Annotated in this window: 6 protein-coding genes; all 6 read left to right on the top strand. The window is 39.2% G+C overall.

Annotation, left to right across the window (positions count from 1 at the left end; all coding sequences use genetic code 11):
* Positions 1–497, top strand: a 497-nt coding sequence (locus tag HMPREF3052_RS00350) for a replication initiation factor domain-containing protein (protein ID WP_210399496.1), incomplete at its 5' end; no start/stop codon positions are given.
* Positions 490–756, top strand: coding sequence for a hypothetical protein (locus tag HMPREF3052_RS00345; RefSeq protein ID WP_070747623.1), 267 nt, complete (start codon positions 490–492; stop codon positions 754–756). The genes HMPREF3052_RS00350 and HMPREF3052_RS00345, both read left to right, overlap by 8 nt.
* Before the next feature lie 22 nt (positions 757–778).
* Entirely contained in the window at positions 779–1,096 is a 318-nt protein-coding gene (locus HMPREF3052_RS00340; RefSeq protein WP_070747620.1) for a hypothetical protein, read from the top strand.
* A 60-nt stretch (positions 1,097–1,156) separates the two neighbouring features.
* Complete coding sequence (locus tag HMPREF3052_RS00335) at positions 1,157–1,384, top strand: major capsid protein (RefSeq protein WP_070747618.1); 228 nt, start codon at positions 1,157–1,159, stop codon at positions 1,382–1,384.
* Between the two features lie 14 nt (positions 1,385–1,398).
* Positions 1,399–1,701 carry a hypothetical protein gene (locus HMPREF3052_RS00330; RefSeq protein ID WP_070747615.1) on the top strand — a complete coding sequence of 101 codons (303 nt, stop codon included), beginning with the start codon at positions 1,399–1,401 and terminating at the stop codon, positions 1,699–1,701.
* A 77-nt stretch (positions 1,702–1,778) separates the two neighbouring features.
* On the top strand, positions 1,779–2,338 hold a 560-nt coding region (locus HMPREF3052_RS00325), incomplete at its 3' end, for a hypothetical protein (protein WP_210399495.1).

The following is a 2,338-nucleotide window of genomic DNA, read 5'->3' as shown; positions in this document are numbered from 1 at the left end:
ATTGCCGTATCTATGATAAGGCAAAGGAACAGGGAGATACATCGGGAATGTTTTGGACAAGATTTGAACTCCAGTTTATGGGCAAAAACTGTCTGATTCCGCTCGATATATTGCTTAATCCGGGTCAATTTTGGGGCGGTGCTTTTCCAATTTGTGAGCGTTTGCAGAATTTTGGTTCGGCTAATCGTTATTTGTCCTCTGAAAAGCGTATTCAGATTTCGATTGATCGTGTTCAAGAGGTTGCATCTAATCAAGCCGGGCGTGCTGTGAATATGATGATTCAGCTTGGTATGTCGCCTGAAGAGATTGTTGAGCGTTTAAGACGTAAAGACGGTGCGTTGCCTGAGCGTGTGAATCCTGCTTCTTATTCGGTTGAGTACGCATTGAGTGCAAGACGTCATTATATGCAATTTATTCATGACGTATATGAAGATTCTATTGAATTGGAATTGATGGATGAATACGGAATGATTCTTCAGGGGATTCAAAATGATTAAAGGTGTTGAGTGCAACAGGAAGATATATCCCTGTATTTTAGTTGATGATGAATCACATGATTTTTATGTTTTCAGGCGTGTTTTGATTTGTCTTTCAGTTAGCCAATTTGCTGAATTTAAAGGCATATCTGATAAAGATAAAGATGAATTTGATTATATGGTTCATTTGGGAATTAAGCATGCGCTTAATTTAAATTGTTTTGCATACCATTGTGATAAAAATGGTCGCTTGGTGTGTATTTTTAGTCCAAAAGCCTAATAAGGAAGGAAGGTAATTTGATATGAAAATGTTCGCTAAAGTTCAAGGCTTGAAACGCTCTAAAGGCGTTATGAAAGATACTGGCAAACCCTACGATTCGACAACAGTTTATGTTGAGTTCCCGTTTTCTCGTGATAACGTTGATATGCGTGGGTCGGCAACTGAACCGATGAAATTCGGTACATCTGAAAATTTCGATAAATTCAATGGTATTCCCTTGCCGTTTGAAGCGGAAATTGATGTTGAAGTTCAGACCAACGGTAACCGCGTTCAAAACGTGATTGTCGATATTCAGCCTATTCGCGCGGCAAAGAATGATCCTGAAAAGGTCGCTAAATAGTTTTTTGGGCTGCCCGTTTGCCCTTGAAAATGGGGTTTAATTTAATAAAAGGTGTTTTTTATGAAAAATTTGAAACAAAAAATTGCCATTGGTCTTGCCATTGCTTCTTCCGCGTTGGGGCTGTCTGCTCCTGTGCATGCTGAAGGTATTGCCGATATTGGTACAACAATGGCAACTGAAATTGCAAAAGCCGTTCCTGTTGTAACTTCTGTCGGTATGGCTTTGCTGTCCGTTTATGTTGTAATGAAAGCTTTCCGCCTCGTTACAAGTTTCATGGGCGGTAAATAATTAAAGGGGGCAATATGGGAGCTCGTGTCGGCCTGCAATGCTTTCAGACGACTGAAACAGCAACTGACTATGTTGTTTCTCAGATTGTCCCTGTTTTGCATCCTGAGGGGTATTTGATTGCCCCTAGGAAGCAAGGCAAAGACTGGTTTGTCGGATCTGATAAGGTAGTTTTAAATTTTCCTGACTGTTCGGTTTTAGAACAGTTTTCCTATGGTTCACAAGTTGCTGCTCCCTTTTTAACGATTTTTGTATTGATGTTTTGTTTTAAGTTGGTAGCTAAATTTATATCAGGATTCGGGGTGCATGATGGTAGTTGATTTTCCTTTTTTGATGGGGTTTTTCGCGGTTTTATCGCTGATATATTTGTTAAAGCATTAGTTTTAAAGGATTAGTTATGAAAATGAATTTTTCAGCGGTCGTTTTATTGGCGGTCGCTTTTTTGTTTCCGGTTCAGTCTTTTGCTGAAACTGCAAAGGTTGGCGATGTCACTTGGGGTTTTAGAACTGATAAAAGGCTCAACGATATGACTAGTTTATGGGAGCCGAAACAAATAGGTATTTTGGACAAAAAAACTGGAATCACGCATATAACTACAATCACAAAAGTTGCTTGTGTTTTGGATAAGTGCCTATATCGCACCGAGTATCAAGGTTCAAAAGGGCCAAAGCAAGAAATGCAAGTTTTTGATATTGAGGATGTCGCTCCACAAAATGCAGGAAATAAAAAAATAAGTATGGGAGATAAGGATGTTGATGAAAACGCAAAAAAGCTTGGAGTTGAAAAGGAAAAGCTAAAGAAAGCGTTGGAAGATGAGAACGAATATCAAAAGTTACTTAGAGAAATTAAGGTTAAAAAAGAAGAACAAAGGCGAAGAGAACAAGAAGAAAGGGAAAAAAATAAAAATAATGGAACAACTGGGAACAGTGGCGGTGGTGGTAGCTCCGGCGGTGGTGG

The organism is Neisseria sp. HMSC056A03 (genome assembly GCF_001815685.1).
GTDB lineage: Bacteria > Pseudomonadota > Gammaproteobacteria > Burkholderiales > Neisseriaceae > Neisseria > Neisseria subflava.
This window is presented reverse-complemented; position numbering and strand designations above follow the sequence as displayed.